General features: G+C 59.3%; 16 protein-coding genes. 11 read left to right on the top strand and 5 right to left on the bottom strand.

Annotated features, from left to right (window positions below):
* Positions 1-393 precede the first annotated feature (393 nt).
* From K3G63_RS17860 to K3G63_RS17830, 7 genes are all read left to right on the top strand, one after another.
* Positions 394-3,468, top strand: a complete 3,075-nt coding sequence (locus K3G63_RS17860) for a TonB-dependent receptor (protein ID WP_220615475.1) — start codon at positions 394-396, stop codon at positions 3,466-3,468.
* Between the two features lie 30 nt (positions 3,469-3,498).
* Positions 3,499-5,064: a RagB/SusD family nutrient uptake outer membrane protein gene (locus K3G63_RS17855; protein WP_220615474.1), complete on the top strand. Its 1,566-nt coding sequence runs from the start codon at positions 3,499-3,501 to the stop codon at positions 5,062-5,064.
* An 87-nt stretch (positions 5,065-5,151) separates the two neighbouring features.
* Positions 5,152-6,213, top strand: coding sequence for a family 43 glycosylhydrolase (locus K3G63_RS17850; RefSeq protein ID WP_220615473.1), 1,062 nt, complete (start codon positions 5,152-5,154; stop codon positions 6,211-6,213).
* Positions 6,214-6,262: 49 nt separating this feature from the next.
* Complete coding sequence (locus K3G63_RS17845) at positions 6,263-7,882, top strand: family 43 glycosylhydrolase (RefSeq protein WP_259404547.1); 1,620 nt, start codon at positions 6,263-6,265, stop codon at positions 7,880-7,882.
* Positions 7,883-7,965: 83 nt separating this feature from the next.
* A complete protein-coding gene (locus K3G63_RS17840; RefSeq protein WP_259404546.1) occupies positions 7,966-9,186 on the top strand; it encodes an aldose epimerase family protein in 1,221 nt (406 codons plus the stop codon).
* A 131-nt stretch (positions 9,187-9,317) separates the two neighbouring features.
* The gene (locus K3G63_RS17835; protein WP_220615472.1) at positions 9,318-11,018 is read left to right on the top strand and encodes a sodium:solute symporter family transporter; all 1,701 of its coding nucleotides are present in this window, start codon (positions 9,318-9,320) and stop codon (positions 11,016-11,018) included.
* Positions 11,019-11,259: 241 nt separating this feature from the next.
* Positions 11,260-11,655, top strand: a complete 396-nt coding sequence (locus K3G63_RS17830) for a hypothetical protein (protein ID WP_220615471.1) — start codon at positions 11,260-11,262, stop codon at positions 11,653-11,655.
* 68 nt (positions 11,656-11,723) lie between these two features.
* Here K3G63_RS17830 and K3G63_RS17825 read toward each other — a convergent pair whose 3' ends face one another.
* The 5 genes from K3G63_RS17825 to K3G63_RS17805 all read right to left on the bottom strand — a co-directional run bounded on the left by K3G63_RS17825 (position 11,724) and on the right by K3G63_RS17805 (position 16,153).
* Entirely contained in the window at positions 11,724-12,077 is a 354-nt protein-coding gene (locus K3G63_RS17825) for a hypothetical protein (protein ID WP_220615470.1), read from the bottom strand.
* Between the two features lie 21 nt (positions 12,078-12,098).
* On the bottom strand, positions 12,099-13,007 hold the full coding sequence (uvsE, locus tag K3G63_RS17820; protein ID WP_220615469.1) for a UV DNA damage repair endonuclease UvsE: 909 nt from the start codon (positions 13,005-13,007) through the stop codon (positions 12,099-12,101).
* A 268-nt stretch (positions 13,008-13,275) separates the two neighbouring features.
* On the bottom strand, positions 13,276-13,941 hold the full coding sequence (locus K3G63_RS17815) for a carboxypeptidase-like regulatory domain-containing protein (RefSeq protein WP_220615468.1): 666 nt from the start codon (positions 13,939-13,941) through the stop codon (positions 13,276-13,278).
* Positions 13,942-14,096: 155 nt separating this feature from the next.
* A complete protein-coding gene (locus K3G63_RS17810) occupies positions 14,097-14,753 on the bottom strand; it encodes a hypothetical protein (RefSeq protein WP_220615467.1) in 657 nt (218 codons plus the stop codon).
* A gap of 152 nt (positions 14,754-14,905) precedes the next feature.
* Complete coding sequence (locus tag K3G63_RS17805) at positions 14,906-16,153, bottom strand: metallophosphoesterase (protein WP_220615466.1); 1,248 nt, start codon at positions 16,151-16,153, stop codon at positions 14,906-14,908.
* Positions 16,154-16,266: 113 nt separating this feature from the next.
* Between K3G63_RS17805 and radC the strand changes: the two genes are divergently transcribed.
* The 4 genes from radC to K3G63_RS17785 all read left to right on the top strand — a co-directional run bounded on the left by radC (position 16,267) and on the right by K3G63_RS17785 (position 20,682).
* The gene (gene radC / locus K3G63_RS17800; protein ID WP_220615465.1) at positions 16,267-17,031 is read left to right on the top strand and encodes a RadC family protein; all 765 of its coding nucleotides are present in this window, start codon (positions 16,267-16,269) and stop codon (positions 17,029-17,031) included.
* Positions 17,032-17,075: 44 nt separating this feature from the next.
* Complete coding sequence (locus tag K3G63_RS17795; RefSeq protein ID WP_220615464.1) at positions 17,076-17,717, top strand: DUF1684 domain-containing protein; 642 nt, start codon at positions 17,076-17,078, stop codon at positions 17,715-17,717.
* Positions 17,718-17,815: 98 nt separating this feature from the next.
* Positions 17,816-20,251 (top strand): phenylalanine--tRNA ligase subunit beta, encoded by a 2,436-nt coding sequence (gene pheT, locus K3G63_RS17790; protein WP_220615463.1) that lies wholly within the window; start codon positions 17,816-17,818, stop codon positions 20,249-20,251.
* 134 nt (positions 20,252-20,385) lie between these two features.
* Positions 20,386-20,682, top strand: a complete 297-nt coding sequence (locus K3G63_RS17785; RefSeq protein WP_045687575.1) for a hypothetical protein — start codon at positions 20,386-20,388, stop codon at positions 20,680-20,682.
* Positions 20,683-20,691 lie beyond the last annotated feature (9 nt).

Raw genomic sequence — 20,691 nt, 5'->3', positions numbered from 1 at the left:
ACGTTTGCAATAGTACGAATTATCTACTTGTAACCTAGCTGCGGGGGTAGTGAGTAAGCGAGAAAGAATAGCAATTGCGTAAGGCTAATGCCTGGTAGGAATAGAATTTATTTCATAGCTGCTTGGATATGTAGGGCTTGTAGAAGTGAACTATTCTTGATAATTTCTTGACAATTCCTGAAATGGTGCTTATTCTTACGCTGTAATTGTGAAGTGCACCGGAGGGCTATGCCGCCTTCCTTGCCTGTAGGCCGCATTTTCCACCTCTTTTCCTGCGTTAGTCCATCTTCTTTCCCCATCTGTCGCCTTCTGTCGCAAACGTTTGCCTATGGGTTAATCGCGCAAACGTTTGCAGTAGTTAGACCAATTTACCATTCCCACTCATCAATTCCCATGAAAAACTCTTACCTCAAGCTGCGGCGGCCCACCGTGCCAGCGCTGCTCTGTTTTCTGCCGTTGGCGGCTACGGCAGCTACGGAAGCTAAAGCAGCGGCTCTGCGCACTACCGAGCACCTCAATGCGCTGGTGCCCGCCCAAACTATTACGGGCCGCATAGTAGATGAAAAAGGCCAAGGCATGCCCGGCGTAACTGTGCTGGAAAAGGGTACTTCCAACGGTGCTACTACCGACAACGACGGCCGGTATTCCCTCACGGTAGCTGATAACGCAACCCTCACGTTCTCGTTTGTAGGATATGTAACGCAGGAGGTAGCCGTAAATGGCCGTACCAGCATCAACATTAACCTGGCCCCTGACTCCAAGGCGCTGAATGAGGTAGTAGTAGTAGGGTACCTGCGCCTGCCTACTGAACAAGTAACCGGCTCTGTAACACAGGTAAACCAAGAGCAGATCCGGCGCGCCCCGGTGGCCTCCGTCACGGAAGCCCTGCAGGGCCGGGCTGCTGGCGTGCAGGTAGCCAACTCTGGGGCCCCCGGGCAGAACCCCATTGTCAACATTCGCGGCGTGGGAAGTATTCAATTGGGTAGTTCGCCCCTTTACATCGTAGACGGGGTGTGGACCAATGAAATCCGCGACATCAACCCCAGCGACATTGAATCGTCGACTATTCTGAAGGACGCGGCTTCGTTGGCACCCTACGGCTCCCGAGGCGCCAATGGGGTCATTATCATCACGACGCGCCGGGGCAAGCAGGGCAAGCCGGCCTTCAACTTCAATGGCTACGCTGGGGTTCAGAACATCGCCCATACCTACGACCTAGCCGGTACCGCGCAGTGGGCCGACATCACCCGTCAGATGTACGAAAATGCGGGTCAAACACCATTTTCCGGGGCCGCCAACCCCCCGGCTATTAATACCGACTGGCAGAAAGCCCTTATTCAGAGCGGCCGGGTACAGAGCTACAACCTAGGGCTGAGTGGGGCCAGCGAGTCAGCTAACTACAACGTGTCGGCGGGCTATTTCAATCAGAAGGGTACCATCGTCGGACCGGATTTTGAGCGCTACAGCGTGCGCGTGAATACAGGTGCCAACCGGGGCCGCTTCCGCATCGAGCAGTCGGCGCAGCTTTCACGGGCAATGACTACCCGCGTGAATGGGCTGCCCTTCATCGACGTGATTCGGATGCTACCCATCATCCCGGTGCGCGATTCTGCAACGGTGAGCGGCTACGGCTTCGGCAATACCAACCGGATTACGTTTGGTACTAACCCCGTAGGCCAGCAGGATGTGTACCATAATACTAATCTGGAAAACCGTCTTATCGGCTCATTAGCGCCGGAAATCAAACTGTTCGATTTCCTGACGTACCGCCTGAACCTGGGGATGGAGTACGTAGGTTTCCTGGACCGAACGGAAAGCAAATACGGGCAGGCGGGCGGCCTACGCATGAACGAGCCCGTTCGGCCGGCGCAATTGTATGAAAGCCGCGGTGAACGGATTTTCCTGCTGGCCGAAAATACACTGAACTTCCAGCGTACCTTTGGCAATCATAATGTGAGTGCCGTAGCGGGGTACACGGAACAAAAAAATACTATCCGGAACACGATTGCCGATGCGCAGGGCTTCGGTACGGGTCCAACCTACTACTGGTCGTTTGGCGCCGCCACGAGTTCGGCTAGTGTAGGCGGCGGCACGAATAAGTGGGCCAAGCGCTCCTTCCTGGGGCAAGTAGCCTATGACTTCGATGACCGGTACTTGTTCACGGGGGCCGTTCGCCGCGACGGTTCGTCGTTGGTAGACCCGGTCAATAAATGGGGTACGTTTTCGGCCTTCTCGCTGGGCTGGCGTATTAGCCGGGAGTCGTTCTTCGAGAACGTGCCGCTGTTCAGCGACCTGAAACTGCGGGCCAGCTACGGCCAGCTCGGTAACGACAACCTGTCGGAATACCTGTACCAGCGCATTCTGAACCCGAACGTAAACTACCCGCTTGGGGGCGGGGCTTCGCAGCCCGTGCAGAACGGGTCCACCCAAAACCAGCTTTCCAGCAACGACCTGCGCTGGGAAAAGCGTAAAACGACCAATTTTGGTTTCGACGCGGGTTTCCTGGACAACCGCCTCACGCTAGCAGCCGATTACTACATTTCGCGCACCACGGACGCGCTGGTAAACCCGGCTATTCCGCTGTATGAGGGCAATGTGGGCGGTAACCCTTTCACCAACCTGGGTGAGTTAGAAAACCGGGGCTTCGAATTTCAGGCCGGATACCAGAACACCACGGGCAACTTCCGCTACGGCGCCAATGCCAACCTCACAACCCTGCGCAACCGCGTAACGCGCCTGGCCTTCGAAGGACAAAATTATACGTCGGGTCCAGGCGGGGTAACTCGTACCGTGGTTGGACAGCCGGTAGGGGCTTTCTACCTGATGCATATGCTGGGTATTTTCCAGACGCAGGCTGAAATCGACGCCTACGGCAAGCAGCTTGGTGCTAAACCCGGCGACGTAAAGTATGAGGACCTGAACAACGATGGAATAATTTCGGATGCCGACCGCCGCTTCACAGGAAGTCCCTTCCCCAAGCTACAGTACGGTTTCAACCTGACGCTGGGCTACAAAAACTTCGACCTGGCCGCGTTATTTCAGGGTGTGCAGGGCAACGACATCTACAACGTGACGCGCTACTGGACTGACCGCATGGACGACAATGGCAACTTCCGCGCCGACATTCGCCCCTGGACGCCTTCCAATCCTTCCACTACCACGCCCCGTCCGTTGCTGGGTGGAGGCCAGAACGCGCTGATGATTACTGACCGGTGGCTGGAAAACGGAGCCTACCTGCGCCTGAAAAACCTGCAGGTGAGCTACTCCCTGCCCAAGACCGTCACGGAGAAGCTGACCGGCGTGGGAAGCGTCCGATTTACCCTCACGGCCCAGAACCTGCTCACCTTCACCAAGTACACCGGCTACGACCCTGAAATTGTGGGTGCTGGTTCGCTGGCCCGCGGCGTTGATGAGGGCAACTACCCCAACGTGCGCACCATCACGGGTGGCTTGCAGGTTGGCTTCTAATCTCCCACCCACCTTTCGCTGACTTTACCCATGAAATATCATAAAAAACACCTGCTGGCTTTTCTGTCCAGCGCCTTGCTGCTCACCACGGGCTGCGAAAAAGACCTGCTCGACCAGCCTAACCCCAACCTGCCCACGGCCGAAACCTTCTGGAAGAACAGCCAGGATGCCACCAAGGGTATTGTGGCGGCCTACAGCGGCCTACAATTGCTGGGCAATTATCGCCGTTGGATATACTTCGACTACGATTTGCGCTCCGATGAAGGGTTCTCCAGCAGCCCCTGGCCCGAGTTGCAGAATTTCACCAAATTTATTCTCACGGACTACAACTTTGAGGTGAATGCCGTAACCTGGGGCAACCACTACGTGGGCATTAACCGCTGTAACCAGGTACTGGCTTATGTGCCAGCCATTCAGATGGATGGAACGCTAAAAACCCAGATTCTGGCCGAAGCCCGTTTCATCCGCGCTCTGCATTATTTCAACTTGGTTTCGTTGTACGGACGGCCCGTGCTGGCCACGGAGCCCTCTACGGCCGACTACCGGCCTCCCCAAGCCAGCTCAGAGCAGGAAGCATGGGATTTTATCGTGCAGGATTTGCAGGCTGCCAAGGCGGGTTTGCCGGTAAGCTACTCCGGCGCTGATTTAGGCCGTGCCACCAAAGGCGCCGCTACGGCCTTGCTCGGGAAGGCATACATGCAACAACAGAAGTGGGCTGAGGCCAGCACCCAGCTGGCGGAGGTAATCAGCTCGGGCAGATACTCGCTAGCCGCAGATTACCGCGACAACTTCCGTCACGACCGGGAAAACAATTCTGAATCGGTATTTGAAGTGCAGTTCACGGCTGAGTACAGCGCTGACCGTGACGACGACTATGCTGGCGCCTCGGAGGCCAGCCAGCGGGCTCAGTTCTTCGGCCTGCCTAGCAAAGGCTGGACTGATGGCGAAGCCCGGTCGTGGCTGATTGATGAATTCTTAAGGGAAAAAACTACCACCGGTCGGAAAGACCCGCGCTTGGCGGCTACTCTTTTCTTCAGCCGCAACCGGACGGGCTACCCTTACGATGCCACCGACCCCGTAGACCAAGACGACAAAGCCTACGACAACCAGACGTTGGATCAGCGCTTTTCTACCGATGCCTACAATCGTAACCGCGTCTACTGGCGCAAGTACGAAAACGACTACTGGAAAAACGTAGAGGGCTATTACTCGCCCATCAATCACCGGGTGATTCGCTACTCCGACGTGCTGCTTTCGCAGGCCGAATGCCTGAATGAGCAGGGTAAGACAACCGATGCAATGGCGCTGATCAACCTGGTGCGCCGCCGGGTAGGGCTGGCTGATCTGAGCGGCCTGAGCCAAAGCGCATTGCGCACTCAGCTGATGCACGAACGCGTGACGGAGCTAGCTGGCGAAACCTGGCGCTGGCACGACCTGCGCCGCTGGGGCCTGCTTGATAACCAAGCGGGCATTGATCAACTGAAAAGTCGTGACCCGGATTTTAGTAATTACGTGGTAGGCAGATCCAAGTACCTACCCATTCCGCGCACTGACGTGGATATAGCCGGCCTAGCCCAAAACCCAGGCTGGAACTAGCAAAACCAGTACCCCGGCCGCCGCGAGTAGTATACGCGGCGGCCGGACTATGTTCACAGTTTCTTGTCTATTCCTTTTCCCTTGTCCATGTTTTCTTATTCGCATCAGGTACTGAGGGCACTTCTGCTAACTACATTACTGCTGACTGGGTGCCAGAAAGAAAAGCTGGCACCCTACGTGCCGAATACCCCGCCCACTACTACCACGTTTACTAACCCCTTGCTCACCGTGGGCCCCGACCCATGGGTGTACCAGAAAGACAACACGTATTACTACATGAGTACTACGGGTGGCAACCTCGTTATTCGCAAAACGGCGAAGATGTCGGAACTGGGCTCGGCGGTAAGTACGGTGGTCTGGACGCCCCAGCAGGCCGGCATCAACCAGCGCGACCTGTGGGCCCCGGAGCTCTTTCACTTCGATGGCAAGTGGTACATCTACTACTCCGCCGACCCCCTCTGCTGCGCCGGCCACCGCGTGCACGTGCTGGAAAACGCCGCCGCCGACCCTACCACCGGCACCTGGACCTATAAGGGCCGCATTGCCAATCCCAACGTGGATTTGTGGGCCATTGATGGCACCGTGCTGGAGCAGAACGGCAAGCGCTACCTGATCTGGTCGGGCCACGAGGTAGAGAATGGCCGCACCCAGCGCATCTATATTTCCGAGATGAGCAACCCCTGGACCCTAGTGGGCCCGCGTGTGGAGCTTTCTCATCCCGAGTATACTTGGGAGACTGTGGGGGACCCCGACGTGAACGAGGGGCCGGAGATTCTTAAGCACGGCAACAAAACCTTCCTCATCTACTCGGCCAGCCACTGCAGCACCGACGACTACGCCCTGGGTATGCTCACGGCGTCCTCCACGGCCGACCCCATGCAGCTTTCCTCCTGGACCAAGTCGACTACGCCCGTATTCACCAAGAACACGGCAGGGCAGGCCTTCGGCCCGGGCCACAACGGCTTCTTTAAATCCAAGGATGGCACCGAGGACTGGATTATCTACCACGCCAACCCCCAACCCGGCCAGGGGTGTGGCGACAACCGTAGCCCCCGGATGCAAAAGTTTACGTGGAAAGCCGACGGTACTCCCGATTTTGGCACGCCCGTAGCCCTGGGTACTTCCTTGCCCAAACCCGCCGGCGAGTAGATGCCGGGGCCCGGCGGTTCGTTCTTGTTCACTTTAGCTGTTACGCATCTTGCACTTCTCCTTTTCTGCTCTGACTACCCGCGGGCTTGGCGGCCTGCTGCTGGCGGGTAGCGTACTGGCTGGCTGCCAGCGGCCCGCCACCACCGGCGCGGGCACCTCGGCCCCGGCAGCTAGCGGCCCGGCGACGCCCGCCATTGCCAACCCCGTGCTGCCCGGCGACTTCCCCGACCCCTCCGTAGTGAAAGTGGGCGACACCTATTGGGCTACGGCCACTACCTCCAACTGGGGACCGGTATTTCCACTGCTCTCCTCGAAGAACCTGACGGACTGGAAGCTGGTAGGCCATGTGTTTCCGCAGGAGCGCCCCGGCTGGTCAGACTACTATTACTGGGCCCCGGAAATCAGCCAGGAAAACGGCAAAACCTACGTGTTCTACACGGCCCATAAGCGCGGCGGCAATCTGGCCGTGGGCGTAGCCAGCGCCAGCCGCCCGGAAGGCCCCTACACCGACCACGGCCCCCTGGTAGGCCAGCCCGACGGCTCCATCGACGGGTTCCCGATGCGCGACGAGAAAGGCCAGCTGTACCTGATCTGGAAGGAAGACGGCAACAGCATTCAGCAGCCTACCCCCATCTGGGCCCAGCGCCTGAATGAGGAGCGCACTGCCTTGGTAGGGGAAAAGCAGGAGCTGTTCCGCAACGACCCCAGCACCTGGGAAGGTAACCTCGTGGAGGGTGTTTCCATTGTGCGGCACGAGGGGTACTTCTACGCCTTCTACGCCGGGAACGGCTGCTGCGGGCGGGGGTGCACCTACGCCACTGGCGTGGCGCGGGCTAAAAATCTGCTGGGCCCCTGGGAGAAGTACGCCAAGAACCCCGTGCTCATCAACAACGATACCTGGAAGTGCCCCGGTCACGGCACGGCCGTGGAGCACCAGGGGCGCTGGTTTATGCTGCATCACGCCTACAATACCGAAAGCCAGGAGTTTGTGGGCCGGCAGGGCGTGCTCAGCGAGTTTGTCTGGACTGCCGAGGGCTGGCCTGAGTTTCGCGGCGGCAGCACCCCGGTAGCTACGGCCGCGCCGGCGGCGCGCCCCCGCACGTTCACCGATGAATTTACGGCAAAGGCCCTGCAACTATCCTGGCAGTGGCCGGTGGAGCTACGCCCCACCTACGCCCTTAGCGGCGGCCAGCTGCGCCTGACGGCCCGCCCCGACCACAGCGGCGCCGCCCTGGGCCAGTCTACCACGGCCCCGAACTACACGGCCACCACGACGCTGCTCAACCCCCGCGCTCTAGCCGCCGGTAGCCGGGCCGGTCTGGCCGCCCACGGCGACCCCGACAACACGCTGATGCTGGTAGCCAACGGTGGGCAGGTGCAGCTCATTCAGCTAGAGAAAGGCCAGGCCAAAACGCTGGCCGAGGCCCCGTTACCCGCCACGGTCACTTCTTTGCAGCTTCGGGTGCAGGCCCAGCAAGGCAGCCAGTTTACCTTCAGCTGGAGCACTGATGGGGGGAGCCGCTGGCAGCCCTTGCCCGCTGCCGGCACCGCCGTAAATGGCAGCTACCTCCCGCCCTGGGACCGGGGCGTGCGGGTAGGCGTTGTGGCCCAGGGGCCAGCAACTACAGTGGCAGCTTTTGAGAATTTCAACCTCAGTTCCCAGCCCTGAGCTACCCAAGCTGCTTGGCTGAAGCCCGGCTTTTGGCCGGTTTTCCACTGCTTTATTTCCTCCACGTTCTTTCCCTTGCTCGTATGACCCTACCGCTCCGTACCGGCTTAGCTGGCGGACTGGCCGGCTTGGCCCTGCTGGCCGCCTGCACTTCCTCTACCTCCGACTCTGCCACTGCTTCGCAGGCCGATGGCGCCGCTCACTCCATGACCGACTCTACCCAAACTGCTGCCGGCGCTACCACCGCGCCACCTGTAGCCTCCTTCGGCAACACCCCCGCCGGCGCCGAGGCCCAACTCTACACGCTCACCAACGCCCACGGCCTCAAAGCTACCATCACTACCTACGGCGGTACGCTCACCAGCCTGCTCACCCCCGATAAGAACGGGCAGCTGGGCGACGTAGTACTTGGGTTCGATAACCTGGGCGGCTATACCAGCGACGTGTACCTCAAAGAAGGACCGTACTTCGGGGCCCTGATTGGGCGCTACGGCAACCGCATCAAAGGAGGCAAGTTTACGCTCGATGGCAAGGAGTACACGCTGGCGAAAAACAACGGCCCCAACACCCTGCACGGCGGCAAGCGCGGCTTCGACAAAGTAATCTGGCAGGCCCAGCCCGGCACCTCCGCCGACGGCCAGACCCTCACGCTGACCTACCTGAGCACGGATGGCGAGGAAGGCTACCCCGGTAACCTGAAGGTGACGGTTGTCTATACCCTTACCAACGACGACGCCCTGCGCCTGGACTACACCGCTACCACGGACAAGGCCACGCCGCTTAACCTAACCAATCACAGCTACTTCAACCTCAACCACGGCCAAGCCAAAAACGCCCTCGACCACGTGCTGACGCTTAATGCCGACCGGTTTACGGTGGTCGACGCTACCCTGATTCCGACCGGGGAGCTGCGGCCGGTGCAGGGCACGCCCATGGATTTCCGCCAGCCCCACGCCATTGGGGAGCGGATTACGCAAGTGCCCGGCGGCTACGACCACAACTGGGTGCTGGCTGATAAGCAGCGCGCCCAACCCGAGCTGGCCGCCACAGTGTACGAGCCCGTATCGGGCCGGACCATGGAGGTGCGCACCGATCAGCCGGGCGTGCAGTTCTACTCCGGCAACTTCCTCAATGGCAACCTCACGGGGAAGGGAGGCACCACCTACGGCAAGAACTATGGCTTCTGCCTGGAAACCCAGCACTTCCCCGATTCGCCCAACCAACCCAAGTTTCCTAGCACCATTCTGCAGCCCGGCCAGACGTTTCACTCCACCACGGAGTACCGGTTTGGGGTGCGCAAGTAGCGCGCCGGCCCTTCCCGGGTAATTCCATTCTGCGGGCAAAAGTCGCGGCCCCAACCCCGCGCAAAAAGCTGCCTTTCCGGGCGGCCGGGCGGAGCTGTGTGCCCTGTGGTTGCCTTTCTCTTTCTATTTCGATGCAGAACGCACTTAACTTTCTGGACCTAGCGGTCTTTCTTTTCTACCTGGTAGGGGTTTCAGCCTACGGCTACTACGTGTACCGCAGCAAGCAGAAAGCCCAGGTGGACACCAAAGATTACTTTCTGGCCGAAGGCTCCCTGACGTGGTGGGCCATTGGGGCCTCCATGATTGCCTCCAACATCTCGGCCGAGCAGTTCATCGGCATGTCGGGCTCGGGCTTTACAGTGGGCGTGGCTGTGGCGGCCTACGAGTGGGTAGCCGCCATTGTGCTCATTTTCGTGGCCGTGTTCTTCATGCCCATCTACCTCAAGCAGAAGATCTACACCATGCCCCAGTTTCTGGAGCAGCGCTACAACGCGGCCCTGAGCCTGATCATGAGTATCTTCTGGCTGTTTCTTTACGTGCTGGTCAACCTAACGGCCATTCTCTACCTGGGCGCGCTGGCCATCAACAACATTGTGGGCGGCGACAGCTTTCATCTGATTATGCTGGCCCTGGCCGTGTTTGCCGTGGTAATTACGCTGGGCGGCATGAAGGTAGTGGGCTACACCGACGTGATTCAGGTAGCAGTACTGCTGCTGGGCGGCTTGGCTACCAGCTACCTGGCCCTCACGCTGGTCAGCCAGAAATTTGGGCTGGGCAACAACGTGGTGGCGGGCTTTGGCGCGATGATGCGCGACGCCGGTGACCACTTCCACATGATTTTCGAGAAGCCCGGCCCTGAGGCCCCTCAGCCCTACATCAATAAGTATCTGGCGCTGCCGGGCTTGGCCATGTACGCGGCGGGGCAGTGGGTTGCGAACCTCAACTACTGGGGCTGTAACCAGTATATCACGCAGCGCGCCCTGGGGGCTGACCTGCCCACGGCCCGCAATGGCATCCTATTCGCCGGCTTTCTGAAGCTGATTATGCCGGTGATTGTGATGCTGCCGGGTATTGCCGCCTACGTGCTGCACAAGAATGGTAGCCTGCAGGCCGAAATGGCTTCCTCGGGCTCTTTCAACGCCGACAACGCCTACTCCGCCATCCTTACCTTCCTACCCAATGGGCTGAAAGGCCTATCCTTGGCGGCTCTCACGGCGGCCATTGTGGCCTCGTTAGCGGGCAAGGTCAACTCCATTTCCACCATCTTCACCCTCGACATCTACAAGCGCTACCTCAACAAAGACGCCAGCGAGCAAAAGCTGGTAGTGGTGGGCCGGCTGGTGGTAGCGCTGGCTATGGTGCTGGCTATTGCCCTGACGTGGAAGGACCTGCTGGGTATTAGCGGGGAGGGGGGCTTCACCTACATTCAGAAATACACGGGCTTTATCTCGCCTGGCATCGTGGCCGTGTTCCTGCTGGGCATGTTCTGGAAGCGCACCACCGGTACGGCGGCCATTGCCGGTATTCTGGCGGGCTTCCTGCTGTCGGTGGTGTTCAACCAGTACGCGCCGGCCTGGTTCGGGCCCGAAACGCTGTTGTACTCGGCTTTCCCCAACGGGCACGGCGGCTACGAAATCCCCTTCCTGGTGTGCATGGGCTGGTCGTTTTTCTTCACCGTGGTTCTGATGGTTGCCCTGAGCCTCGCGGGCCCGGCCATCAACCCCAAAGCCCTCGATTTGCCCCGCGGTCTGTTCAACGTCAGCCCCCAAAACACGGCCCTTATTGCCATTATTCTGCTGCTTATTACGGCGTTGTACGTGAAGTTCTGGTAGCTGCCTGCCGAACAAGCATCCGCCCCGAAACTAGCTGATTTGGAAGGACTACTTGCCGCACCTTCTGTTCGTTGTGGATTCCAAAGCCAGCAGAGTAGAAGGTGTTGGCAGTAGCAGGAGGCTGTAGAACAGCGGCTTGCTGCTATGAACAAGATTGTGGGGTTAGTAGCTGAGCCGTAGGGAAGAGCGTATACCTGGGAGTCGGTGCCAGGTAGGCGCCGCCATCCACTCTGCCTTTCTCATGAAAACGAAACTTCTTCTGGCGGCTGCGCTCCTACTGGGCTCGGCAACGATTGCCTCGGCCCAAACTACGCCTACCTCCACTCAGCATGGTGGGGTAGTCAACCAGTCTACCGTACCGCCCATGAATCCGGCTAACCCCACAACCAACCCGGGAACCCTGGATCAGCGCACGCCCACCACGGCCAGCCCTACGCAGCAAGGGGTAATAGGTACCATCGACCAGACTCCCCAACCCCAGCGCCCGATTACTGAGCAAGAGATGCGTCAGCCGGTTCCGGCAACGGGCACTACCACTGGTACCATGCGCCGGTCTGCGCGCCAAACCACTGCGCCTCGCCGTACTACCACCGAGCGCCGAACCACTACCACGCAATCTGCTACCCCCCGGCCCTAGCCAAACGTAGAAAACGAAAAAGCCTCCTCAGTACGCTGAGGAGGCTTTTTTGCGCGCAAAGAGTAGTGTTATGCCTCCTGCTCTAGCTGCCCGCCCATGCGAAGCAACGTATCCGACAGGGCCGTGAGGCGGCTGCGCACATCCTCGTTGGCCGTGCGAGCTACTTCGGCGGTTTGGCTACCGAGCATACTAAGCGAGCGGCCAATAGAAGGGCCATCCAGCCCGGCTGTTTCCTCGCTGCTTAGCAACGATTGTAGGTTGCCGATTTCACGGGCAATATTCTGAAGCATGGGGTCGCCACTTTGTAGAAAGTGTTGCTGCCAGGTTTCGGTGGTGTCCATGGCGGCGCTGATGGGCAAGCCGGTTACGCCGTTGCTTAAGGAATGGGTGGTTGCGTCGAGCAGGTCAGAGAGTTCAGCCATAATAGTAGGGTAGGAGTCGGGTTAGATGGTTTGAGCGGCTACAATGCGGCCCAGGTCGCGCAGAATGCCGCAGGCCCGGCCCGCACTGGCTTCCTTGTCTTTGATTTCAAGCATAATATCCACGTCCAGGTCGCCTAGCTCGGTGAGGAAATCCTGGAACAGGTCTTCTTCTAGCGAAGCTGTATGCTTGCCGCGTCGCTCACCGGGGGCCTGCGAGCTGTAGTCCATCATCATGATACCGTCGCGGGTAGGGTGCCAGGTAGCCGCCGCCAGGCGCAGGGCCTCGGCCATGGGCTCACCGTTGTTCAGGCACTCATGGTGGAAATTGTCGAACAAGATGGGGATGCCTACAGCCCGGTGTACTCGCAAACAGTCCTGGAGGCTAAAGAGCCGGTCGTCGTTTTCGATGACGAGGCGGGCGCGCACGGCTTCGGGTAACGTCTGGTAGGTAGCAATGAAGCGCGAAATGGCCAGCTCCCGGTCGCCGTACAAGCCGCCCACATGAATCTGGAGCTTGTGGGTGCTGTCGAGGCCCATCAGATCGAGCATGGAGCCCTGGTACACCAGCTCCTGAATGCTGCGCTCCACAATGCCGGCATCGGGCGAGTTCAGCACCACAAACTGATCGGGGTGGAACGAGACGCGCATGCCGTTGGCCTTGATATAGTCGCCCACGGAGCGAAACTCGGCGGCAAAGCGCGTCTGCCAGGGAAAGGTATTGATGGGGTGGGAGCCAAAGGGCACAATGCCCGAGCCAATGCGAAAGAACAGCAGATGCTGCGCCACATTGTACACCAGAATGCGCTGCAGGCATGCCAGGTTGTTGCCTACGGCCAGTTCCACCCGCTCATCGGAGTAGGAAGCCAGCCGGAAAGTGCTGGTAGAAGTGCAGTCCAACGATTCGTTGACGCAAGGATAGCCTATTCTCATAGACTCGCTTACGTGAGAACCCGCGAAATGGCGAAGAGGTGAACGTGTGAAATGGTGGGGTTACCAAATAGGCTGGTGGCGAATAGCCCAGTACCATCCTTGCGCCGCTCAAGCCTACCGCTTACTAAACCGATACACCTTCGGCGCACTGGCATCAAAGGTTAGCCGTATCGTAAGGGGTAGCACGATGAGTAAAGGTCTGACTTCGTTGTGCCTCTTTGCCCCCTGCAACCCCCAGGGTTTGTGCATTACTGCCCCATGTTACCGCCTACTGCTCGTAGCCGCGGTTGTCTTTGAAGTTGGTGTTGTACTTACGGCGGGCCTGGCGGGCTTTTTCAGCGGCTTCTGCCGCCTGAATTTCCTCCATTTTGCGGCGCTGCTTTCCCTCCCGCGAAAACTGCTCATACAGCAGGCTTACGGGGCTGGCCAGGGTAGGCGTAGGGGCCTTGGGCGCCGCCGAGTCGACGGGGAACATGGGCTTGGGCGCCGGTGGGCGCTTCACGTAGCTTTTGGGTGCGGTGCTGGGCCGCTTAATGTTACGCAGCGCTTTGTTGATGGTGGCTCGGTCGGGCCGGCCTTCGGTCACGCGCACCTCCCCCAGCAGCACGGTATCCTGCTGAAGCTTGATTTGCACAATCAGCTGCGAAAGTCCCGCCCCGCCCAGGGGCAGGCGCTGCGCCTTAAAGCCCACGGCCCGAAATATCAGCGTATCGGTGCTGGCGGCCTGAATGCTGAAGTCACCTTCCTGATTGGCGGCTACCCCCAGCCGGGTCCGCTGAATAAACACTGAAGCGCCCGGAATCGGCTTGCGGGTGCTGGCATCGGAGATGCTACCGGTTACCCGGATCTGAGCTGTAGCGCGGCTCGAAGCCCCAAGCCCAGCCAGCAGCACCAGCCACAACACAAACCAAAAAGGGGAAAGCTGAACTCTCATCAAGGGGTAAACTAACACAGTACCGGGGTAGGAAGCCAGCAGAACCTACCGACCACAAACTATTATCGACGGAATAACGCTAAACAGAGACAAAAAAAGTCCGCACCGTTGCAGGCGCGGACTTACTCAGAAAAGCAAAACAGCAGAGCTGTCCGTTATTCCACTTTGGCCTTTTTGCCGTCTTCGGGCTTGGCTTTCACGGTGCCGTCGTCGGCATCCATCTTCAGCTTGTTGCCCTCGGCGTCTTTAATTTTTACGTCGCCGTCGCGTTTTACTTTCAGCTTGCCTTCGCCCCCAGCGGAGCCCGACTCCATACCAGCAGAGCCGGAAGCATCCATCGAGGCGTCCGAGCTCATGTCGGAAGTAGCCATGTTGCTGTCGTCGTCCATGTAGCGGTCATCCATGTATTCCATGCGGCTCGACTCGTACGTGGAGTACTGCGTGGGGTCAGTGATGATGCTTTTCAGCTCGGTGTCGGTGTTGGTGTACACGTCGCGCATGGCGGCGGCCATACCGGCCGTATCAGAGGCGTAGCGGGTTTGCAGCTCGGCAATGCGCTGGCCGCGCGTTACGTAAGCCGTCCGGATTTTGTCACGGGTAGCCTCGTCAAACTTCATCTTGGTTGCCATGTCGGCCGCAATGCGGTCAGCGCGGCGCTGAATGGCGTCTTCCGAGTACGAAGTGTTCGAAACCGGAGCCGTGGTAGAGGTAGCAGCGGTGTCAGTGGTCGTGGTTTCGCCGGTTTTATTTTCCGAGCACGATGCTATGGAGAAAGCAGCCGCAGCCGAAAGCAGAAGCAGGGTCTTTTTCATGATGGAGGAGAGGTGAGAGAAAGAGAAGGGGAGAGGTGGAAAATTCCAATGGGACCTATACGGTTCTGCTACGGAGGCGGTTACTCTGGGGTAAACAAAAAGCCACTACAACGATTTGCAGTGGCTTTCAGAACTTGAACAAAGCAAAATTGCTACCCCCGGCGCAGCTCGAAAACGGTTATTTCGGGCAGGAAGCCCACCCGGCCGGGGTAGCCGATAAAGCCCAGCCCGGCATTCACGTACAGGTACTGGCGCCCGCGCTGGTACAAGCCGGCCCACTGCTTGTAGGCGTACTGCACCGGGCTCCACTTCAGAAAGGGCAGGTTCACGCCAAACTGCATGCCGTGGGTGTGGCCCGAAAGCGTCAGGTCAATATCTTCGTAACCGTGTACCTGCTCGTCCCAGTGTGAAGGGTCGTGGGAAAGCAGAATCTTAAATGGGGCGGTAGGGTCGGCGGCGGCGTGGGCTTTATCGAGCTTGCCGTACTGGGCAAAGCCCCGGGCTCCCCAGTTCTGCACGCCCAGAATAGCAATTTTCTCACCGTTGCGCTCAATGGTGCGGGCCTCGTCGAGGAGTAGCTCCCAACCGATTTTGGCGTGGTTCTGCTTGATGCGGGCCAGGTTAGCGGCCTTAGCCGGGGCGCCGCCCTGCTCTTCCCAATTCACGTAGTCGGCGTAGTCGTGATTGCCGAGAATGGAGTAGATGGGCAGGCTGGATTTGATGCCGGCCAGCGTGTCAATGTGCTCCTCTACCTCATGGGCAAAGTTGTTCACCAGGTCGCCGGTCATGAACACCAGGTCGGCCTGCTGCTTATTGATCATAGCTACGGCGCGCTGCAAGGGCTCTTTCGACTGGAACGAACCGGTGTGCAGGTCCGAAATCTGAAGCAGCTTAAACCCATCGAAGGAAGCGGGCAGGTTGGGGAAACGCAGGGTTACGCGCTTCACGGTGTAGTCGGTGCCGCCCTTTACCATACCCCAAATCAGGGCCACGAAGGGCACAGCCCCCGCCACCAGAGCCAGTTTGCTCAGGAACTCACTACGCGAAATAGCCCGGCCCTCCGCGCTACCCCTTGGCTGCGACGCAGCCTGCACTACCCAGCGGATTACCCGCGTTACGTCTTCAATCAGCAGCGGAATGATGATGACAATTTTGGCGGCCACCATGGCTAGCAGCACCCCGCCGAAGTACGATTTAAAGGAAGCGTGCTGGCGACGGTTGCTCATGGCCCAGATACCCAGGCCCCAGATCAGCACCGTCAGAATCCAGTACACGGCCACGGTAGTGCGGCGGGCGGTGGGGGAGGAGTGTTGAACCAGGGTGCGTACGGCCTGAAAGCCGTACCACTCGCCGGCAATAACCAGCGCGAAGAAGATGAACGGAATGACGGATCTTGACATAAGTAGAAGGCAAACCCGCGCGGGCGGAATAGGTTCGGGCTAAGTTGCCCTGAACGCAGACGCGGGAACCAGGTTTTTGCTTTAAATTCCGGGGTTTACAACAACGGTGCCCTATGCAAGAAGTTGACAATCTGACGGGAAATCTATCCGACGCTACTACCCCCGAGCCCCCGCCCAACCGCTATGAAGTCCCGGCTACCTTCGGCATCAAGAGCTGGGCCGAAGAAGACCGCCCCCGCGAAAAGCTGCTGCAAAAAGGCCGGGCCGCCCTTTCCGACGCCGAGCTGATGGCCATTCTGCTCGGCTCGGGCACGGCCAAGCTCTCGGCCGTAGACGTAGCCAAACTAGTGCTCAACGCTGCCAGCAACGACCTCAACCAACTGGCCCGCTTCTCGGTGAAAGAGCTGATGCGCCAAAAAGGCATCGGCGAGGCCAAGGCCATTACCATTGTGGCCGCTTTGGAGCTGGGCCGCCGCCGCAAGGAAGCCGACGCACCCGCCCGCCCTACCATTACCGGCTCCCGCGACATTTACCGGGTAGTGCGGCCCTACCTCCAGGATTTGCCCCACGAGGAGTTTTGGGTGGTGCTCCTGAATCGGGCCAACGTGGTGATGCGCACCGTGGCCATCAGCCGCGGCGGTGTGGCTGGCACCGTCGCCGACCCCAAGCTGATTTTCAAGGAAGCCCTGGAGCAGCTAGCTTCTTCCATCATCTTGGTGCACAACCACCCCAGCGGCAACCGCAACCCTTCGGCCGCCGACATTGCCCTCACGCGCAAGCTCAGGGAAGCAGGCCAGTTTCTGGACCTGCCCATCCTGGACCACCTGATTTATACCGACGGCGGCTACTTCAGCTTTGCCGATGAAGGGATGTTATAGCCTACCAGTGAGGGCCAGGGCGCCTACGTACCTACCTTTGCACCATGCGAATTAATCCTAAACTCTTTATCGGCCTGGGGCTGCTGCTCGTTTTTGGCTACTTCTTGCAGGACTTGGTGCTGAGCGACAATCAGTACGCTGTAGGCGTGTACAAAGCCCGGAAGGAAAAGAACGACTCTTTCCGCCGCGCCACCGATTCGCCTCTGAGTGCCGAGCAGCGCCAGGAGTTCGACAGCCTCCGCTACTTCGCCCCCGACAAAGCATATCGGGTAAATGCCAAGGTAGAGCAGTTTGCTAAGCCCGAAGCCATCCAGATTCCGATGACCAATGGCAAAGCCGAAACCTACCTGCGCTGGGGCCGCGCTTCCTTTGAGCTAGCCGACGCGCCCCAGCAGTTGGTGCTGCTCCTGAAGCCGGAGGAAAAGGACGGCAAGCTCTTCGTAGCCTTCTCCGATAAAACCAACGGCTTCACTACCTATGGGGGCGGCCGCTACCTCGACGTGAACTTGCCAGCCGAAGGGGAAGACGAAATCATCCTCGACTTTAATCACGCTTATAATCCCTACTGCGCCTACGGAGCGGCCTTTGCCTGCCCCGTGCCGCCCCAGGAAAACCGCTTGGCTGTGGAAGTACGGGCTGGCGAAATGGCCTTCCCCGAAACCGACCACACCGGCCACAACCACTAGCCACGACGTTTTAGCCGCCCGCCCGAATCCGTACCTTTGTGCTCCCTTGAGGCTGGCCGCAGGCCTGCTTCGGGGCCACTACTACCTGACAACCGAAGATGAAAATATCCCTCGACTGGCTCCGCACGCTACTTCCTACCGATAAATCCGCCGAGGAAATCGGCCAGCTACTGACGGGCTCGGGGCTGGAGGTGGAAGGCATTGAGGAGCTGGAAAGCGTTCCGGGCGGCCTGCGCGGCGTGGTGCTGGGCACGGTGCTCACCTGCGAAAAACACCCCGACGCCGACAAACTCAGCCTGACTACCGTGGATGTGGGCGACGCTACCCCCCGCCAGATTGTGTGCGGTGCCGCCAACGTGCGCGCCGGCCTGAAGGTGGTAGTAGCCCTGGAAGGAGCCACGCTCTACCCCACCCAGGGCGAACCGTTCAAAATCAAGAAGTCAAAAATCCGTGGGGCAGCCTCCGAGGGCATGATCTGTGCCGAGGATGAAATTGGCCTGGGTACTTCGCACGCCGGCATTATGGAGCTGGACACCGACCTGCCCAACGGCACCCCCGCCGCCGACTACTTCGGCCTGGGCTCCGATTCGGTGTTCGAAATTGGCCTGACCCCAAACCGCGCCGATGCTGCCTCGCACTATGGGGTAGCCCGCGAGCTACGCGCCCTGCTCCGCCAGCCCTGCCATCTGCCTGATATCAACCACTTCCACGCCCCTCAGGAAGCCGCGCAGAACATTCAGGTAACGCTTGAGGATGCCGCAGCCGCCCCGCGATACGCCGGTTTGCTGCTGGAAAATGTGCAGGTAGGCCCGTCGCCGGAGTGGCTGCAACGCCGCCTGCGCAGCATTGGCCTCTCGCCCATCAACAACGTGGTCGACATCACCAACTTCGTGCTGCACGAGTTGGGCCAGCCTCTCCACGCCTTCGACGCCGACCAGATTACAGGCAACCAGGTGCGCGTGAAGCGCGCCGAAGCCGGCGAGAAGTTCGTGACACTGGATGGGGTAGAGCGCACCCTGCGCGCCGAAGACTTAGTTATTGCCGATGCCAATGGCACACCCATGGCCCTGGCTGGCGTGTTCGGCGGCAAAACTTCCGGCGTCTCGGAAACTACTACCCGCGTGTTTCTGGAAAGCGCCTACTTCACACCTGCCGTGGTGCGCAAAACCGGCCAGACCCACCAGCTCAAAACCGATGCCTCTTTCCGCTTCGAGCGGGGTACTGACCCACACATGGTGCCCGTGGCCCTGAAGCGTGCGGCCCTGCTGCTCCAGGAAGTAGCCGGCGCTACAGTGGCCGCCCCGGTGGTAGATGAGTACCCCACTCACATTGAGCACACGTTGGTGCGCCTGCGCCTGCCGCGCGTAGAGAAATTGGTAGGCCAGTTCATTGCGCCTGAGCGTATCCGCCAGATTCTGACTGACCTCGACATTCTGATTACCGAAGAGCTGACCAACGAGGCCGGCCACGCCGAGTGGATTCTGTCGGTGCCCCCGCACAAGGTAGACGTGACCCGCGAAGCCGACGTAATTGAGGAAATCCTGCGCATCTACGGCTATAACCACGTAGCGCTGCGTCCCCACAACTCGGCTTCCTACCTCGCCAAGTTCCCGAACCCCGACCCGGAAGTTATTCGCCAGAACACAGCTCGGCTGTTGAGCGGCCAGGGCTTCTCCGAAATCATTACCAACTCCATCACCAACTCGCTTTACTTCGAGAAGGAAGGGGAGCCGGACGCTACCCTGGTGCGCCTGCTCAACTTCAACAGCGCCGAGCTGAACGTGCTGCGGCCCACGCTGCTGCACAGCGGCCTGGAGGTAGTGCGCCACAACGTGAACCGCCGTCAGCGCGACCTGAAGCTCTACGAGTTCGGCAAAACCTACCACCAGAAAGCCGACAGCCAGTACGAGGAGAAGAACAAGCTCGTCATGTACCTGACGGGCAACACGGCCGCCGAAACCTGGCAGCAGAAGTCAGAAAAGGCAACTTATCATCAGCTGGCTGGCGCAGTGCAGCAGGTGCTGGCCTCGCTGGGTTTCTCGCAGCCTACGTCGCAGCCAGTGCAACACCCTTACTTGGCTGGTGGCCTCACGCTGCTGGCCCAGAACCAGCCGGTGGCGCACTTGGGCGCTGTATCAGGGGTAGTACTCAAGAAGCTCGACGTGTCGCAGCCGGTATGGTATGCCGAGCTGGATTGGGACTGGCTGATGCGCAAGTACAAGAACACGCTGGTAGCCCGCGAGCTGCCCAAGTTCCCGGAGGTGCGCCGCGACTTGTCGCTGGTAGTTGATAAAACCGTCACCTTCGACCAATTGCAGCAGATTGCCCGCCGCACCGAGAAGAAACTCCTGCAGCAGGTAAATGTGTTTGACGTGTACGAAGGTGAGAACCTGGGAGCGGGCAAGAAATCTTACTCCGTGAGCTTCCTCCTTCAGGACCCCAGCCAAACCCTGACCGACCAAGCTATTGATGGCGTAATGCAGCGCCTGATTCAGCAGTTCGAAAAGCAGGCTGGGGCCCTAATCCGGAAGTAGCTTTCGGGCGAAGCCCTGGCTCCGTGTGTTATTGCCCATGCCGTGGTCGTTAGGGCCACAAAGAAGGTAGCAAAACACGAGGCTGGAGCTTCGCGCTACCTGCGTATCTTCACCGAAAACATCTAACCTAAAAAATGGCTTCTTCCCAGCAGCTTGCCCAACTCGACCGCCTGGAGCGGCAGGTGACCACCTTAGTGGCTGCCTATCAGCAGTTGCGCGAGGAGCTGGCCGATTCGCAAACCACCATTCAGCAACTCCGGGCCGACGTGCGCGACCGGGAGCGGCAGCTGAAGGATTTCCAGAATCAGGAGAATATCACTAAACTTGTCAATACCATAGCCGGAGAACCGGCCAATGTCAACGAGCTGAAACTTCGCCTCAACGAATACATCCGAGAAATAGATAAGTGCCTTGCCTATTTGAGGGAGTAACCACCACCA

Source organism: Hymenobacter sp. HSC-4F20 (genome assembly GCF_019599275.1).
In the GTDB taxonomy this organism is placed as follows: Bacteria; Bacteroidota; Bacteroidia; order Cytophagales; family Hymenobacteraceae; genus Hymenobacter.
The sequence above is the reverse complement of the archived record's forward strand: the minus strand, read 5'-3'. Positions and strand labels throughout refer to the sequence as shown.